At 66.8% G+C, this 16,343-nt stretch carries 16 protein-coding genes; 5 read left to right on the top strand and 11 right to left on the bottom strand.

All coding sequences use genetic code 11. The features are described from left to right. Window positions 1-4: 4 nt before the first annotated feature. The 4 genes from ACSQ27_RS12120 to ACSQ27_RS12105 all read right to left on the bottom strand — a co-directional run bounded on the left by ACSQ27_RS12120 (window position 5) and on the right by ACSQ27_RS12105 (window position 5,595). Complete coding sequence (locus ACSQ27_RS12120) at window positions 5-2,902, bottom strand: PAS domain S-box protein (RefSeq protein WP_436155756.1); 2,898 nt, start codon at window positions 2,900-2,902, stop codon at window positions 5-7. Window positions 2,903-2,923: 21 nt separating this feature from the next. Then, the gene (locus tag ACSQ27_RS12115) at window positions 2,924-3,265 is read right to left on the bottom strand and encodes an Hpt domain-containing protein (RefSeq protein ID WP_436155755.1); all 342 of its coding nucleotides are present in this window, start codon (window positions 3,263-3,265) and stop codon (window positions 2,924-2,926) included. Between the two features lie 302 nt (window positions 3,266-3,567). Further along, window positions 3,568-4,725 (bottom strand): HPP family protein, encoded by a 1,158-nt coding sequence (locus ACSQ27_RS12110; protein WP_436155754.1) that lies wholly within the window; start codon window positions 4,723-4,725, stop codon window positions 3,568-3,570. Window positions 4,726-4,752: 27 nt separating this feature from the next. After that, the gene (locus tag ACSQ27_RS12105) at window positions 4,753-5,595 is read right to left on the bottom strand and encodes a M48 family metallopeptidase (RefSeq protein ID WP_436155753.1); all 843 of its coding nucleotides are present in this window, start codon (window positions 5,593-5,595) and stop codon (window positions 4,753-4,755) included. A 31-nt stretch (window positions 5,596-5,626) separates the two neighbouring features. Between ACSQ27_RS12105 and ACSQ27_RS12100 the strand changes: the two genes are divergently transcribed. The 4 genes from ACSQ27_RS12100 to ACSQ27_RS12085 all read left to right on the top strand — a co-directional run bounded on the left by ACSQ27_RS12100 (window position 5,627) and on the right by ACSQ27_RS12085 (window position 10,052). Further along, the gene (locus tag ACSQ27_RS12100) at window positions 5,627-6,973 is read left to right on the top strand and encodes an AmpG family muropeptide MFS transporter (RefSeq protein ID WP_436155752.1); all 1,347 of its coding nucleotides are present in this window, start codon (window positions 5,627-5,629) and stop codon (window positions 6,971-6,973) included. Window positions 6,974-7,170: 197 nt separating this feature from the next. Beyond that, complete coding sequence (locus ACSQ27_RS12095; protein WP_436155751.1) at window positions 7,171-7,887, top strand: response regulator; 717 nt, start codon at window positions 7,171-7,173, stop codon at window positions 7,885-7,887. A gap of 6 nt (window positions 7,888-7,893) precedes the next feature. Next, on the top strand, window positions 7,894-9,135 hold the full coding sequence (locus ACSQ27_RS12090) for an ATP-binding protein (RefSeq protein WP_436155750.1): 1,242 nt from the start codon (window positions 7,894-7,896) through the stop codon (window positions 9,133-9,135). 299 nt (window positions 9,136-9,434) lie between these two features. Continuing rightward, entirely contained in the window at window positions 9,435-10,052 is a 618-nt protein-coding gene (locus ACSQ27_RS12085) for a carboxymuconolactone decarboxylase family protein (protein WP_436155749.1), read from the top strand. Here ACSQ27_RS12085 and waaF read toward each other — a convergent pair. The 7 genes from waaF to radA form a co-directional block, all read right to left on the bottom strand. After that, entirely contained in the window at window positions 10,049-11,059 is a 1,011-nt protein-coding gene (gene waaF, locus ACSQ27_RS12080; RefSeq protein WP_436156232.1) for a lipopolysaccharide heptosyltransferase II, read from the bottom strand. The genes ACSQ27_RS12085 and waaF overlap by 4 nt on opposite strands. Before the next feature lie 91 nt (window positions 11,060-11,150). Next, complete coding sequence (locus ACSQ27_RS12075; RefSeq protein ID WP_436155748.1) at window positions 11,151-11,360, bottom strand: zinc-finger domain-containing protein; 210 nt, start codon at window positions 11,358-11,360, stop codon at window positions 11,151-11,153. Window positions 11,361-11,369: 9 nt separating this feature from the next. Beyond that, on the bottom strand, window positions 11,370-12,308 hold the full coding sequence (locus ACSQ27_RS12070) for a branched-chain amino acid transaminase (RefSeq protein ID WP_436155747.1): 939 nt from the start codon (window positions 12,306-12,308) through the stop codon (window positions 11,370-11,372). A gap of 82 nt (window positions 12,309-12,390) precedes the next feature. Continuing rightward, on the bottom strand, window positions 12,391-12,804 hold the full coding sequence (locus ACSQ27_RS12065; RefSeq protein WP_436155746.1) for a glycerate kinase: 414 nt from the start codon (window positions 12,802-12,804) through the stop codon (window positions 12,391-12,393). A gap of 80 nt (window positions 12,805-12,884) precedes the next feature. After that, the gene (locus ACSQ27_RS12060) at window positions 12,885-13,499 is read right to left on the bottom strand and encodes a YbhB/YbcL family Raf kinase inhibitor-like protein (protein ID WP_436155745.1); all 615 of its coding nucleotides are present in this window, start codon (window positions 13,497-13,499) and stop codon (window positions 12,885-12,887) included. Between the two features lie 94 nt (window positions 13,500-13,593). Further along, window positions 13,594-14,397 (bottom strand): metallophosphoesterase family protein, encoded by an 804-nt coding sequence (locus ACSQ27_RS12055; RefSeq protein WP_436155744.1) that lies wholly within the window; start codon window positions 14,395-14,397, stop codon window positions 13,594-13,596. Window positions 14,398-14,414: 17 nt separating this feature from the next. Further along, on the bottom strand, window positions 14,415-15,794 hold the full coding sequence (radA, locus tag ACSQ27_RS12050) for a DNA repair protein RadA (RefSeq protein WP_436155743.1): 1,380 nt from the start codon (window positions 15,792-15,794) through the stop codon (window positions 14,415-14,417). Between the two features lie 88 nt (window positions 15,795-15,882). Here radA and ACSQ27_RS12045 point away from each other — a divergent pair, with 88 nt between their 5' ends. Beyond that, window positions 15,883-16,284: a 5-carboxymethyl-2-hydroxymuconate isomerase gene (locus ACSQ27_RS12045; RefSeq protein WP_436155742.1), complete on the top strand. Its 402-nt coding sequence runs from the start codon at window positions 15,883-15,885 to the stop codon at window positions 16,282-16,284. The last annotated feature ends 59 nt before the right edge of the window (window positions 16,285-16,343 follow it).

Here is a 16,343-nt window from a genome sequence, read left to right as displayed (position 1 = left end):
TGGTTCAGTTCAAGGTTTGAGGACGGGTGGGGCCCGGGTCGCCGGGAATCTGCAGGACTCGCTGGATTGTATTGAGCAGTTCGGTGTTTGAGGTATGGGCTTTGACCAGGACCGCGTCGGCCTGCCGGCCGTCCGCCGGGTCCACGTCGCCGGCCGAGAACACGATCACCGGCGGGCGCGGGTCCAGCGCGTCGATGTCTTCGAACAGGTCCCAGCCCGAATGGCTGCCCAACGCCAGGTCCAGCAGGATCAGGTCAAAGGGATGCTCGCGCAGGCGCTCGCGGGCTTCGTCCAGCGTGGCGGCGAATTCAAAACTTGCGAAGTCCTGGGCGATGGCGGCGGTGATGCGCTGGATGTCCAGGTCGTCCTCCACATGCAGGATGCGCGGCTTGCCGGAGTCCAGGCTGGCGACGGCGCGGCGCAGGCTGTGCACCAGCAGGTTTTCGTCGATGGGCTTTTTGAGCCAGTCCGACACCGTGTGCGGCTTGCGGTTGAACTGCAGCTGGCCCTGCTCGGCCATGGCCGAGATGACCACGACGGGCAGGTTGCGAGTTCCCTCGTCCTCGCGCAGCTGGCCGATGAAGGATACGCCGTTCTGGCCGGGGAGCTTGAGGTCCACCGTCACCGCGTCATAGGTATTCGAGGCCAGGCAGGCCAGCGCCTGCTCGGCGCTGAAGGTCATGTCGGAATCAAAACCGGCCTTGCCCAGCATCATGCTGATCAGCTTGGCCACGTCGGGGTCGCCCTCGCAGATCAGGATGCGCGGGCGCGAGGACACCACGGGCGGCCGCAGCGGCTTGAGCAGCGGCACCGGGTTGGTCCATTCGGGCATTTCAAAAAAGAAGGTCGTGCCTACGCCGGGCTTGCTGGAAAAGCCGATGGTGCCGCCCATTTTTTCGACCAGGGCGCGGGAAATGTTCAGGCCCAGGCCGGTTCCGCCTTTCTGCCGGGTATCGGAGGAGTCGGCCTGCGAGAATTTCTGGAAGATGCGGGCACTGAACTCTTCCGGGATGCCGGGGCCGACGTCGACCACCTCGGCCCGCACCTTCTGCGCCGTGCGCGAGAGCCGCACCTCCACCGGGCTGCCCTTGGGCGAAAACTTCACCGCGTTGGACAGCAGATTGGTCAGCACCTGGGTCATGCGGTCGCTGTCGATGCGCACATGCAGCGCGGCGTCGGGCGCCCGCATCACCAGGCTCACGCCGTGCTGGCTGGCAAAACCCTCGTTGGCGATCAGCGCCTGCTCCACCAGCTGCTTGAGGTCCACCACCTGAAGGTCCAGGCGCAGCTTGCCGGACTCGATTTTTTCGCTGTCCAGGATGTCGTTGATCAGGCGGATCAGGCGCTCGCAGTTGTTTTTCGCGATGCCCACCAGGCTCTTGACGGCTTCGGGCAGTTCGCCGGCCACGCCGCCCGAGATCAGGCCCAGGGAACCGCGTATCGACGTCAGCGGCGTGCGCAGCTCGTGGCTGACGGTGGAGACGAACTCGGTTTTCATGCGGTCTATGCGCTTGAGCTCGGTGATGTCGGTGCCCAGCGAGAAAAAGCCGATCACCTTGTCCGCATTGGCGCCCTCATCGTAGCGCGGGAAATACTGCATCGCGTAGTGCCTGCGCTGGCCCTGGGGCGTGACCTGTGTCCGCTCATAGCGCACCGTATGCCCGCTCAGGACCTCGTCCACTTTTTCCCGCACCGTTTCGTAGACATCCGGGCCCAGCACATCGGCCAGCGGCTTCCCGTCGATCTGCTCGTAGCTCAGGCCGAAGTTGTCTTCATAGGCCCGGTTGTGGAAGCGAAAGCGCTGGTCGGTGTCCAGGTAGGCGATCAGGGCCGGCACCGTGTCGGTGACCTGGCGCAGCTGCGACTCGCTGGCCCGCAAGGCTTCCGTGGTGCGTTTGCTTTCGGTGATGTCATACATCACGGCGGTGAACAGGCGCCGGCCGCCCACGTGCACGTCGCCGAAGGACACACTGACCAGGAATTCGCTGCCGTCCCTGCGCAGGGCGCGCACCTCGCGCCCGGCAATCCGGAAGGCTTCGGGCCGCGCGCGCATCATGCCGGTGAATTCCTTGTACTGGTGTCGCAGGCGCTCCGGCACCAGCTCCGAAACATCACGCCCCACCAGTTCGCTGCGCGCATAGCCAAAGAGCTGCAAGGCGGCGGCATTGGCCTCCAGGACGATGTCGTCGGAGCTGGTGGTGATCACGGCCTCCACCATGCCTTCGGTGATGCTGCGGCTCATGGCCTCGCTGTCGCGCAGCTGGGCCTCGCCGCGTTTTCGCACCTCCTCGTAATGCTTGACCACATAGCCCACCCAGCCCAGCATGGCAAAAAACAGCAGGCTGCCGGCGACGATGAAGACCTGCGCCCACTGGGCGCTGCGTTCGGCCACGGCTTGCGCGTCGCGCCACCTGTAGACCTCGCGGTTGCGCGCGTTTTCCAGCAACCCGTCGGTGCGCAGCCGCAATTGCCGGCTGGCGTCGCTGCCGAGCACGGCCGCCGCCGCTTCCGGGCCGCCTGCCTTGCGCGCCGCGATGGACTGGTTGGCGATCAAGGCACGGTGGTTGATCAGTTCGTCAAACTCCGCCGACTCCTGCAGCACGTTGGCACTGCGCGTGCGGGCGCGGATGCCGCGCAGCTCGACCCGGGCGGCCTGGAAGGCTTCCAGATCGTCGGCGTTGCCGCTCAACAGGTACTGCCGCAGCGTCGATTCGGCCGACCGCAGGCTGGAATCCACGCGCTCCAGCATCACCAACGTGTCTTCGGTGCGCACCCGGGACTGGGCTGTTTCAAGCAGGCGGCTGATGGTCAGGTAGGACGCCGCGCCCACCACCGCCATCAGCACCACGCCGGCCGCCACCGCGAGTTTGATCTTGGACAGGAAGGCGGCGGAGGCAGGCATGGGCAATCCGTTCGGGCGGCGTCAACTTGCGCCGTGAAAGCGCTGCTGCAGTTCTTCGACGGCCCGGCCGAGCTCGGCGCGGGCCTCAGGCGCCAGCGCCTGGTCCTTGCCGACATGGGGTTCCAGCGCCAGTTCCAGCGCCTGCGCGGCCAGCCCGAGTTCCGCCCAGCCGAAGGTGGCCGCGGAACCCGCCAGGCTGTGCGCGTGGCGCTCCAGGGTCGGCAGGGCCTGGGCCAGGTCCTCGCCCCTCAGGATCTGCTGCCAGAGCAAGCCGACCTGTTCCAGGCGGCGCGGCAGGGAACGCGTGTAATCGGCGCGCTGCTCCTCCAGGAATGCGAGCAGGGCCGGGTCGGTGCTCTTCATGGCTTAGTGATGGAGGGCACCCGCCCTGGACCCCTACCCCGCGGCCGCGAGGAAAAGGCAGCTTGTCCTGGAGGATAGGGAAGGCTCATGCGGCCCATCTTAAGGCGCAAGTATCAAAAAACAGCGTAGGACAAGTACGAGTAGTCGCCACACGCCACGCTGATTCGGCATGCGCCGCCAGGTGGGAAATCCGCCTTTGTCTTGCGCGCTAAGCCTTATGGCTTTATTCGAAACCAGGAATGCGAAAAATCATCTCGCATATGAATACATTTGACCTCATGCCTGATGCATGACGCCGCCTGTCAAGCGGCCGGGTCGGCGGCGCGACCCAGTGCGGCGACCAGATCCGACTGGGTAATAATTCCGACCAGCCGCTCGCCCTCCCCGATGATGGGAATGTGGTGGTGGCCCGTGCTGCCGAACAGCGGCACCAGTTCCACCAGCCGGCGTTGCCGGCCCGCCACGCGCACGTTGCGGGTCATGATTTGCCCCACGACCTCCGGCTTCTCCGAATACACGCTGCGCGTGCTGCGCACCAGCTGCCTGAGCTTGGCGTCAAAACCGTCGTAAAGGTCCAGGTCGGCGGCCCGCATGAAATCCGCCACCGTGATGATGCCGGCGATACGAAAGGCGCGGTCCACCACCGGCAGCGCCTTGATGCGGCGCTCCCTCAGCAGGGCCCAGGCGTCCTCCAGCGGCGTGCCGAACTCCACCGTCACCAGGTCGCGCGACATGATGTCTTCGCAGCGCACCTCGGCCAGCTTGCGGTCGTAGGCGCGCAGCCGGGTTTCGGCCAGCAGCGCCTTGAGGTCGTCGCGGCTCACGTCCAGCACCTGGTTGTAGCGCGCAAGCACGGCGTCCAGGTCGGCGTCGAGCTGCCGGTCCTCGGCCGAGGGCGCCGCGCCCGGAGGCGGCAGCTGCGTGTGCGGGTAGGCCCGGCGCGTCGCGTTGTTGTAGAGGATGCCGACAGCCACCAGCAGCACCGAGTTGAGCATCACGGGATAGAAGGCGAACACCGGGCTGGAGATGCCGCCCAGCACCATCATGAGCGCCGTGGCGCCGCCCGGCGGGTGCAGGCAGCGCAGCGCCAGCATCAGCGCGATGGCGGTGGCCACCGCCAGGGCCGCGGCCAGCTCAGGCGAGCCCAGCAGGTGCGCGCCGTGCACCCCGGCGATGCCGGCCAGCGCCGACAGCGTGTTGCCGCCCACCACCGGCCAGGGCTGCGCCATCGGGCTGGCCGGCACGGCAAAGATCAGCACCGCGCTGGCCCCCAGCGGCGCCACCAGCCAGGGCAGGCCGGGCACCACCCAGCCGGCCAGGTGGCACAACAAACCTGTCAAGAAAATGCCCAGCAGCGAACCCGCCACCAGGCGCAGGCGTTCGCGCGTGTCGATGCGGGTGCGCGCGGGGCGAAAGGCACGCCACCAGGCGCGCGAGAAGAATGCGGCGCGCTGCGTCAAACCAGGTACCAGAGGCAGCCAGCCAGCTTAGCCGCGGGCGCGCTGGTATAAGCCCTGGACCTTGGGCACGTTGGCCTGCAACTGCTGAATACGCTCCGGCCCTGAAGGGTGGGTAGACAGAAAGTTGGGGCCGCCGGCGCCTCCGCCGGCCTGTCCCATTTTTTCCCAGAGGCTGACGGCTGCCTGCGGGTTGTAGCCGCCGCGCGCGGCCAGTTCCAGGCCCACCAGGTCGGCATCGGTTTCGTCTTCGCGGCTGAAGCGCAGCGTCAGCAGCTGCGTGCCTATGCTGGCGGCCAGGTCGCCCATCTGGCCCCAGCCCAGCAGCTGCGCGCCCAGCGACAGCAGGGTGCCGGTGCCCTGGCTTTTGGCGATGCGCGCGCGGGCGTGTTCGCGCAGCGCGTGGGCCATTTCGTGGCCCATGATCATGGCCGCCTCGTCGTCGGTCAGCTTGAGCTGCTCGAGGATGCCGGTATAGAAGGCGATCTTGCCGCCCGGCATGCAAAACGCGTTGATCTCCTTGCTGCCCAGCAGGTTGACTTCCCAGCGCCACTGCTTGGCGCGGTCGTTCCATTGGGCGGTCTGCGGCACCAGCTTGGCGGCGATGGTGCGCAGCCGCTGCAGCTGCGGATGGCCTTGCGGCGCCAGCGCGCCCTTGGCGCGGGCCTCGGCCAACAGCTTGCTGTATTCCTGGGTGGCGGCGCTTTCAATCTCGTCGGCGGGCACGAGGTTGCGCAGCTGGGATGAGGGCCCGACGTCGACCTGCGCACGCAGCGGCAGGGAGGCAGCCGTCGCTGCGGTGCCGGCGGCAGCCAGCAGGAATGCCCGGCGGCCGGGCCAGGCGGAATGTTTGGCGTCGCATAAAAAGCACATGGGTGAATAATAGTCACAAATCGAAATAGCCATGTCAGACAAAACCCCCTCCGCAGAGCTTCCCCTTCCCACCCCGAAAACCTCCTGGCGCGATGTCTGGCATGTGTATGCCGAAGCGGCCACGCTGCGCATGCTGTTCCTGGGTTTTTCCGCCGGGCTGCCGTTGCTGCTGGTGTTCGGCACGCTGAGCTTCTGGCTGCGCGAAGCAGGCATAGACCGCACCACCATCGGCTACCTGAGCTGGGTCGGGCTGGCCTACGGCTTCAAATGGGTCTGGGCCCCCCTGGTAGACCGCCTGCCGATCCCGCTACTGACGCGCCTGCTCGGGCGCCGGCGCAGCTGGCTGCTGCTATCGCAGCTGGTCATCATGGCGGCGCTGGTGGGCATGGCCCTGACCGACCCCAAGCTGGCGTTGCAGCCCGTGGTGTGGTGCGCATTGGCCGTGGCCTTCGGCTCGGCCACCCAGGACATCGCGCTGGACGCCTTTCGCATCGAATCGGCCGACACGCAGCGCCAGGCGGCGCTGGCGGCCGCCTATCAGACCGGCTACCGCATCGCGATGATCTGGGCCGGCGCCGGGGCGCTGTGGATCGCCGCGCGCGCGGAGATCGGCGACGCCGCCACCTACCAGCACGGCGCCTGGCAGGTCGCCTACCTGGCGATGGCCGCCTCTATGCTGCTGGGCATGGCGACCGTGCTCCTGTCGCCCGAGCCGGCGGCCCGCGTGCTGCCGCCCTCGCGCAACGCCGCCGAATGGCTCAAGACCGCGCTGGTCGACCCCTTCGCCGATTTCCTGCGCCGCTACGGCAAGCAGGCGCTGCTGATCCTCGCGCTGATCGCCGTTTACCGCATCAGCGACGTCGTCATGGGCATCATGGCCAACCCGTTTTACGTGGACATGGGCTACACCAAGGACGAGGTGGCGGCGGTCACCAAGATCTACGGCGTGGTGATGACGCTGGTCGGCGCCTTCGTGGGCGGCGCGCTGGCCATGCGCTTCGGCGTGATGCGCGTGCTGATGCTGGGCGCCGTGCTGAGCGCCGGCAGCAACCTGCTGTTCGCCTGGCTGGGCACGCGCGGCCATGACGTCAATGCGCTGATCTTCGTGATCTCGGCCGACAACCTCTCCAGCGGCATCGCCTCGGCGGCCTTCATCGCCTACCTGTCCAGCCTGACCAACGTCAACTACTCGGCCACCCAATACGCGCTTTTCAGCTCCATGATGCTGCTGCTGCCCAAGTTCCTGGCCGGCTATTCGGGCAAATACGTCGATGCCTTCGGTTACAGCCATTTCTTCACCGCGACCGCCCTGCTGGGCCTGCCGGTGCTGCTGCTGGTGGCCCTGGCCTCGCGGATGCAGGCCCCGAAATCCCAATAGGGGCAGGAAGCTGACGCTATCAAATCGATAGCTCTAAAACAGCTACCGGAGGTACGCGCGGCGGAGTATGCTGGTGGGCTGCCGCTCCGGTTTACCGTAACTTTACGATGGCTTCAAGCGCGATTGTTGCGTGCGGCGCACCATGACTTCATTGTGATCCACCCCGGGGGACACACCCTGCAACCGAGGACCCATCCATGACCCAACAACTCCTGATGATCGAAGACGACGCCCGCCTGGCCAACATGGTGGGCGAGTACCTGCGCCAGTCGGGCTATGGCTTCACCCACGCGGCCGACGGCGCAAGCGGGCTGGCCGCGCTGGAAGGCAACACGCCCGACCTGGTCATCCTGGACCTGATGCTGCCTGACATGGACGGCCTGGAAGTGTGCCGGCGCATCAAGGGCCAGGGCAGCGAAACCGCCAACACCGCCGTGCTGATGCTCACCGCCAAGGGCGACCCCATGGACCGCATCGTCGGCCTGGAAATCGGCGCCGACGACTACCTGCCCAAGCCCTTCGAGCCGCGTGAGCTGCTGGCGCGCATACGCGCCGTGCTGCGCCGCGGCGGCGAGACCGGCAATGCCGCGGCCAACGGCGGCCACAAGGTCATGCGCTTCGGCTCGCTGGAAATCGACCGCGATGCGCGCACCGTCTCGGTGTCGGGCACCCCCTGCGAACTCACCTCCTACCAGTTCGACCTGCTGGTGGCGCTGGCCGAGCGCGCCGGCCGCGTGCTGAGCCGCGACCAGATCATGGAAGCCGTGCGCGGCCGCGAACTCGAGGCCTTCGACCGCTCCATCGACGTGCACATGGGCCGCATCCGCAGCGCCATCGAGGCCGACGCCAAGGACCCCAAACGCATACTCACCGTGCGTGGCGTGGGCTACGTGTTCGCCAAGCAGCAGGACTGAGTTTTTATGTGGACCAGGTTTACCTCGCACTTGTATGTGCGCATCTGGCTGGCCGTTGTCGCCACCGTCGTCGTGCTGACCTTCCTGGTCGGCGCGGCCTGGCGCCTGAGTGCCGACCCGCCGCAGCTGCCGATACGCGAAGTGCTGGTGCACAACGACAAGGGCGAAGTCATAGGCACGGCGCAGACCCGGCCCGACCGCAAGCTCGGCGACGACCTGGAGTTTGACGTCACGACCAAAGACGGCCAGACCTTGAACCTGCTGCTGCCCCGGCCCAAGCGCCCTCCCGGCAACCCCTGGATGCGCCCACCTTTCGGTTTCGGCTTTGGCTGGATGCTGGGCCTGGTCGGCCTGGCCGTAGCGCTGGGTGCCTACCCTGTCATGCGCCGGCTGACGCAGCGGCTCGAAGCACTGCAGCGCGGCGTGGAACGCTGGGGTGCCGGCGATCTGTCGGCACGCGTCAATGCCGAAGGCACCGACGAAGTGGCTTTCCTGGCCCGGCGCTTCAACCACGCGGCCGAGCGCATCGAGACCTTGATGGAATCGCACAAGTCGCTGCTGGCCAATGCCTCGCATGAACTGCGCTCGCCGCTGGCGCGCATCCGCATGGGGCTGGAATTGATGGGCACCGACGCCGCCTCGCCGCAGCGCAAGGAGATCTCGCGCAGCATCACCGAACTCGACCAGCTGATCGACGAAATCCTGCTGGCCAGCCGCCTGGACGCCAAGCAGGCCGATGCCGAGCCCTTTGAAACCCTGGACCTCACGGGCCTGGCGGCCGAGGAATGCGCGCGCGTCAATGCCGAGCTGAGCGCCGAACTGGACAAAGCGCCCAATGCCGGGCTGGGACTGGACGCCACCAGCCACAGCCTGACCGTGCAGGGTTCGCCGCGCTTGTTGCGCCGTCTTATCCGCAACCTGCTGGAAAACGCGCGGCGTTACAGCACCGGCGACATCAACCTCGAACTCGCCCAGACCCGTGTCGGCGCCAGGCAGCTGGCCGTGGTCAAGGTGCATGACCGCGGCCCGGGCGTTCCGGCCGGCCAGCGCGAGCGCATTTTTGAGCCTTTTTACCGCCTACCCGGCGCCAGCGAGCGCGAGGGCGGCGTGGGCCTCGGCCTAGCGCTGGTCAAGTCCATCAGCCAGCGCCATGGCGGCAGCGTGCGCTGCGAGGCACGCCCCGGCGGCGGCGCCTCCTTCATCGTGGAATTGCCCGTGGCCCACGCGATGGCCCAGCCGGCAGTGTGAAATAAGTCACGAAATCCCGGCCGATTCAGCCAAAAACCCGCGTCCTCCTCTATTTGGAGAATGGTCAAAGCGCGCGCAATCGGCGAAAGTTTCCGGCGTTGCTGTCACAACACCCGCAATTGAGGGAAACAGGGAAATAAAACTGACGTCGGTGAAGCATTTATTGATCTCCCAACGACGTTCTCCCACCCAGGAGAACCTTCAACAGGCCACCGCGAGGTGGCCTTTTTTTGTCCCGGCACCGGGCAGCGCGGGCTTTGATACCCTAGGGAATCTCTCCCACCACAGGACGCCAAGCCATGAGCACTTCCCCCCAGCCCGCCGGCATTCCCCAGGGCTTTTTCCCCTCGACTGCGGACCGCATGCCGCTGATGCCACGCGAGGCCATGTCGCCGGCGCAGCGCGAAGCCGCCGATGCCATCATCGCCGGGCCGCGCAAGGCCGTGTTTGGCCCCTTCATTCCCTTGCTGCGCAGTCCGCAGCTCATGGGCCGTGTCGGCGACGTGGGGGCTTACCTGCGCTTTGAGAGCACGCTGGACGCGCGCATCCGCGAACTCGCGACCTGCGTCGCGGCGCGCCACACCGCCAACCAGTTCGAGTGGCTGATGCACGCGCCGCTGGCGGTGGCCGCGGGCGTGGCCCAGGCCACCGTGGACGCCATCGCCGACGGCAGGCAGCCCACGGGCATGGCCGCCGACGAAGCGGTTGCGCTGGACCTGGTGTTTGAGGTGCTCCGGCAGCACGGCTGCTGCGACGCCACCTATGCCGCGGCCGTCAAGACCTTTGGCGAACAGGGCGTGGTCGAGCTTGTGAGCCTGGTCGGTTATTTCGTGATGGTGTGCTGGGTCATGAACGTGGCGCGCACGCCGGCACAGGGCAAGCCGGGCGTGGAGCCCTTGTCACCCTTCCCCGCTTAAGGCCTTGGCGCCAGCGCCGCCAGCACGCGGTCGGCGCCGATGTCGTTCAGGCAGCGCGTATGGCCCAGCGGGCATTCGCGTTCAAAACACGGCGCGCAGTCCAGCGGCGGCTGGTAGGCCGCGTCGGCTTTCAGCCAAAGCACGGTCGCCTTGTCGCTCAAGGGCGGCGTGTGCAGCGGGCTCGACGAACCAAAAATCGCGACCTGCGGCACGCCGAAGGCCGCGGCCACGTGCATCAGGCCCGAGTCGTTGCTGATGGTGGATTTGCAGGCGGCGATCAGGCACAGCGCCTGCACCAGCGAAGTCTTGCCCGCGAAGTTCAGGCATTTGCCGGGCTGCGCCGCGTTCACCGGCACGGCGATCTCCTCGCACAGCGCCGCCTCCTTGCCCGAACCCAACAGCACCACCGGCAAGTCCAGCCGGGCCGCCAGTTCCGAGAAACGGCGGGCCGGCCAGCGCTTGGCGGGCCCGTATTCGGCGCCGGGCGCGAACACGTGGAAGCCGCCGCGCTGCAAGCCGAGTTCCGCCAGCGCCTGGTCGATGTCCGCCGCCGCCATCTGCAGCTGCGGCCGGTCTTTCTCCAGGTCGGTCCCGCCGCTCAAGGCCGAATAAAACGCCACCATCGGGGGCTTGTTCTTGGGGTTCTTGAGCCGGTGCGTGAGCAGGCCTACGCGCGCTTCGCCGAAATAGCCGATGCGCTCGGGGATGCTGGCCAGGAAGGGCAGCAGCGCGCTTTTCAGCGAATTCGGCAGCACATAGGCCTTGTCGAAACGGCCTTCAATGCGTTTGGCGATCGCGCGGCGTTCGCGGAACTGCAGGCCGCCATGCGCAAACGGGAATTCGATGACCTCGGCCACCTGCGGCATGGCGCGGTAGACCGGCGCCACCCAGGGCAAAGCCCCGACCGTGAGGCGCTCACCGCGCGCCTGCAAGCGGCGCAACAAAGGCTCCGTCATCACCGCGTCGCCTATCCATTGAGGTGCAATGATGAGTGACTCCCCCCCGATGCGGCCTTCGGCCGCCTCCCCCTCAAGGGGGCGCCGCTTGCGGCCCGGCAAAGCCGGTTCCGCGGCGGCCGCTGGAGGGGGACGAGACACGCTAGTGGCCGGCGCCGAAATGCTCGCCGGCTTTCAGTGTGTACACCGTGCCGCAATACGGGCACTTGGCGTTACCGGTGCGCGCCACGTCCAGGTAGACCTTGGGGTGGCTGTTCCAGATTTTCATGTCGACCTTGGGGCTGGGGCAGTAGACACCGCCTTGCGCGTTCAGGTCGGAGGCCAGCAATTCAACGTTGGAGGATGTGGTCATGGTGCGAGCTCAGACTTTGGCAAGCCAGTGGGCATATTTCGGATTGCGGCCGTTGACGATGTCAAAGAAGGCGCTCTGGATTTTTTCGGTGATGGGGCCGCGCGAGCCGGCGCCGATTTCGATGCGATCGAGTTCGCGGATAGGCGTGACTTCGGCGGCCGTGCCGGTGAAGAAAGCCTCGTCGGAGATATACACCTCGTCGCGCGTGATGCGTTTTTGCACGAGTTCCAGGCCCAGGTCCTTGCAGATGTGCAGGATGGTGTTGCGCGTGATGCCGTTGAGCGCGCCGGCCGACAGGTCGGGCGTGTAGACCACACCGCCCTTGACCACAAAAATGTTCTCGCCCGCGCCTTCGCTGACGAAGCCCGAGGCGTCCAGCAGCAGTGCCTCGTCGTAGCCGTCGTCCAGCGCTTCCATATTGGCCAGGATGGAGTTGGTGTAGTTGCTGACCGCCTTGGCCTGCGTCATCGTGATGTTGACGTGGTGGCGCGTGTAGCTGGAGGTCTTGACGCGGATGCCGCGCTTCATGCCCTCTTCACCGAGGTAGGCGCCCCAGGGCCAAGCCGCGACCATCAGGTGGATCTGGTTGCCCTTGGGGCTGACGCCGAGTTTTTGTGAACCTATCCAGGTCAGCGGGCGGATGTAGCAGGACTCCAGCTTGTTCTCGCGCACGACGGCTTTGGTGGCCTCGTTGACTTCAGCCTGGGTAAAGGGAATCTTCATGCGCAGGATCTTGGCGCTGTTGAAGAGGCGCTCGGTGTGCTCTTCGAGCCGGAAAATCGCCGTGCCGCCGGTAGCGTTGTAGGCGCGCACGCCCTCGAAGGCGCCGCAGCCGTAGTGCAAGGTGTGGCTCAGCACGTGGATCTTGGCGTCGCGCCAATCGACCATCTGGCCGTCCATCCAGATTTTGCCGTCGCGGTCTGCCATGGAGGGTGCTACTGGGGACATGATGGGATCCTTGTTTTAGGTGGGGTGATGCGGGGCCCCGGGTGCACCGCGGGGTGCACCCGGAAAACCTGAATTACGGATTTTACGGGGCGGGCGGCGCCGCGTCCTGTGCGGGCCTGAAAAGCTCGTGGTGCGCCAGTTTGCCGCCCACGAAGGTACAGGTGACCTTGGATTCGCCGGCATCGGCCCAGCGGAAGATCTCGGGCTGCTCGTCCTTGGCGGACATCCGCTCGCCCAGGGCCCGCGTCATGGCCACCACATGCAGCAGCGTCATGCCGGGCTTGAGCTTGGCATTGAGCATGACCGCGCTGTCGACGTAGCCGATGGGGCGGTTGGCCGCGCGCTTGAGGACCTGCATCATGCGCGTGAAATGCAGCAGCACCCACATGACCGCACCGCCGGCAACCGCGGCCACACCGGCCCAGCCGAAGGCACGGTAGCCCAGCACAACGGCCGCGACACCGGCCACGGGAATCAGGATTTTCTGGAAGTTCATGGCGCCATTTTCGCAGGCCGGCGGCCCGCGCCCCTGCGGACAACGCGTAGCACCGGCCGCTTGGCCCGCCCGCCGGCTCTTTATCCGACCGCCGCGCGGCCTTGCGCGATCGGGATCGAGGCGTCCGGCCGCTCATAAATGCCTATCAGGCAGCCGCTGGCCAGCCCCCGTTCGCGTACCGCCTCCATGACCGCGTCCCGGCCCGGCTTGCCGCTGAAGGCCTCGCCGGGCAGCAGCGCAAACACCTGGAAGGCGTAACGATGCGGACCGTGCCCCGGCGGCGGGTCGGGCGGCAGCCAGCCGGACATCAGGTAAGAATTGCGCCCCACATGGACCTGGCCGTCGGCGCCCGTGCTGTTGAGCGCGCCTTCGGCCAGGGCGCCCATGGAAGACGGCAGGTCCACCGCGATGGCGTGCACCAGCGGGCGCGGCGTCGGCGCATCGGCATCTTCCACGATGAGCACCAGCGAAGCGGCCGCCGCGGGCACGCCCCGCCATTGCATAGGCGGAGACAGGCCCTCTCCATCCGCCGTGTAGCGAGCCGGCAGGGGCGCGTGGTCGGCAAAGGCGATGCTGCTGACCTCGATGGCGGCCATGCCGGTGCGCAGGCCGGACAGGTTGGAGGCGAGCTTGTCGAGCCCGGCGCGCCGGTCGCGCAGCGCGTGGCCCACGGCATCAGGTAATTTTTCGAGCATGGAAAGCGGCCCTGGTAAATGGGAAAACCCCAAGTTAAACCGCCGCCAGCGGCCGCTGTGTAGGAAAAGTCCGCCAGCCAGACCCGGGCAACTATCAGCCGGGACTGCCCCGCCATGCCCAGCCCGTGGCCAGCGCATGCGCCCAGTCGGCACGTCCGCGGCCCGCCGCCACCCGCGATTGCGCCTCGTGGCCGTAGGACACGGCGCGCAAATCGACCCGCCAGCCTGCGGCGTTTTTTTCTGCGATGGCATAGCGCGCATGCGGCGCGCCGTTTTCCACCACATGCGGGTGCGGATGTTCGTCGTCATAGGCCGGCAGGCCGACACTGCCGGGGTTCACGACCAGCACCTTGCCGCACTGCACCAGGCGCGGCACATGGGTGTGGCCGCAGAGGACCAGCGAATGCCCGCCCTGCGCCGCGCCGCCCAGGCGCTCCCGCACTTCCTCTTCCGTGGCCGGCCGTATGCCGGTGGGATGGCCCGCGCCGTCTCGGTCAAACCCCGGAACCGTGGTTTCCAGCCAATAGACCAGGTCGCTGCCCGGCGTGCCGTGGCACAGCAGGATGTCGCCGCCGGCCAGTTCCAGGCTTTCGGGCAGCCCGCGTATCCAGGCCACATGCGCCGCCGTCAGCTGAGCGGCGGTGTAGCCGTCGGTAGCCAGCGGGTCGAGGTACTGGCCCTGGTCTATCAGCTCCAGCACCTGCCGTTCGTGGTTGCCGCGAATCGTGGTGAAGCCGCGCGCCATCAGCAGGTCGGCGGTTTCAGCCGGCTGCAGCGGCCCGCTCAGGATGTCGCCGAGGTTCACGGTCTGGTCCACGCCCTGCCGTTCGATGTCGGCCAGCACGGCCTCAAGCGCCGGCAGGTTGCCGTGGATGTCGGAGATGGCGGCGAGTTTCATGTCATTTCTCCTTGCAGTCAGTCCAGGCCGCGCACGACGTTCATGGCCTCTTCGACCCGTTCCACGGCATGGATGGTCAGGCCTTCAATCGGTTTTTTGGGCGCGTTGGCCTTGGGGACCACGGCCACGCTGAAGCCCAGCTTGGCGGCTTCCTTGAGGCGCTCCTGGCCGCGCGGCGCCGGACGTACCTCGCCGGCCAGGCCGACTTCGCCAAAGGCGATAAAGCCTTTGGGCAACGGCTTTCCGCGCAGCGATGAGGTGATGGCCAGCATCACGGCCAGGTCGGCGGCCGGCTCGCTGATGCGCACCCCGCCCACGGCGTTGACGAACACATCCTGGTCCATGCAGGCCACGCCCGCATGGCGGTGCAGCACGGCCAGCAGCATGGCCAGGCGGTCGCGGTCCAGGCCCACCGAGAGGCGCCGCGGGCTGGGCCCGCCGTTGTCGACCAGCGCCTGGATTTCGACCAGCATGGGGCGCGTGCCTTCCAGCGTCACCAGCACGCAGCTGCCGGGCACCGGCTCGCTGTGCTGGCTCAGGAAGATCGCGCTCGGGTTCGCCACGCCTTTGAGGCCTTTTTCCGTCATGGCGAACACGCCGATCTCGTTGACCGCGCCGAAGCGGTTCTTGATGGCGCGCACCAGGCGAAAGCTCGAATGCGTGTCGCCTTCGAAATAAAGCACGGTGTCCACCATGTGCTCCAGCACGCGCGGGCCGGCCAGCGCGCCCTCTTTGGTCACATGGCCCACCAGCACGATGCACACGCCGCTGGACTTGGCCGCGCGCGTGAGGTGCGCGGCGCATTCACGCACCTGCGCGACCGAGCCGGGCGCCGAGGTCAGCTGGTCGGAATACACGGTCTGGATCGAGTCGATCACCGCAATCGCCGGCTGCGTGGCTTCGAGTGTTGCAAGGATTTTTTCAAGCTGGATTTCCGCCAGCACCTTGACCTGCGAGCCGTCCAGTCCGAGGCGGCGCGAGCGCAGCGCGACCTGGGCGCCGCTTTCCTCGCCTGTGACATACAAGGTGTTGAGCCCGGCGCGCTGCAGCGAATCCAGCGCCTGCAGCAGCAGCGTCGATTTACCGATGCCGGGGTCGCCGCCTATCAACACCACGCCGCCCTCGACGATGCCGCCGCCCAGCACGCGGTCCAGTTCCTCATGGCCGGTGGGCGTGCGTTCCATGTCGGTGGCTTCGATGTCGGACAGCGCGGTCACGTCCGAAGCCTTGGCCAGCGACTGGAACTGGCTGCTGTAGCGGTTCTTGGCCGGCGCGTTGCTCTCGGCGGCCGATTCGATCAGCGTGTTCCAGGCATTGCAGTGCGGGCACTTGCCCAGCCACTTGGGGCTGTTGCCGCCGCATTCGGTGCAGGTGTAAATCGTTTTGTCTTTGGCCATGCGTGATGTTACTGTACAAATAACCAGGCTTTGGGTTTTGGTCATGATGCGGGGATTCCGCCACCCCCCTGCATTCCCACACCTTGCCATGCCGCACCTGAACATTCAATACACCGCCAACCTCGACGCCCTCACCGACATGGGCCAGCTCTGCAACACCCTGGCCGCCAGCCTTGTGGCGTTGCGCGGGGAAGACGGCGTGGCGCCGCTGTTCCCGGTCGCCGGCACGCGGGTCATGGCCTGGCCGGCGCCGCATTTCGCGGTGGCCGACGGAAAACACGACCGGGCCTTTATCTATATGAACTTACTGATCACGCCGGGCCGCAGCGAAGCGCTCAAAAAGCGCGCCGGCGATGCCCTGCTGGCCGCCGCCAGTGCGCACCTGGACCCGGTGTTCGCCCAGCACGCCGTCGGCCTGACCTTGCACATCGACGAGGCCGCGCCCGCCTACGAAGGCAAGCGCAACAACCTGGCCGCGCACCTGAACTGAATCCCTTCCAGCCTGCACGACCACGCGCTTTTACAGACAATAGCTTTTCGCGCTCCCAT

Source organism: Polaromonas sp. LjRoot131 (assembly GCF_964252805.1).
In the GTDB taxonomy this organism is placed as follows: Bacteria; Pseudomonadota; Gammaproteobacteria; order Burkholderiales; family Burkholderiaceae_C; genus Polaromonas.
This window is presented reverse-complemented; position numbering and strand designations above follow the sequence as displayed.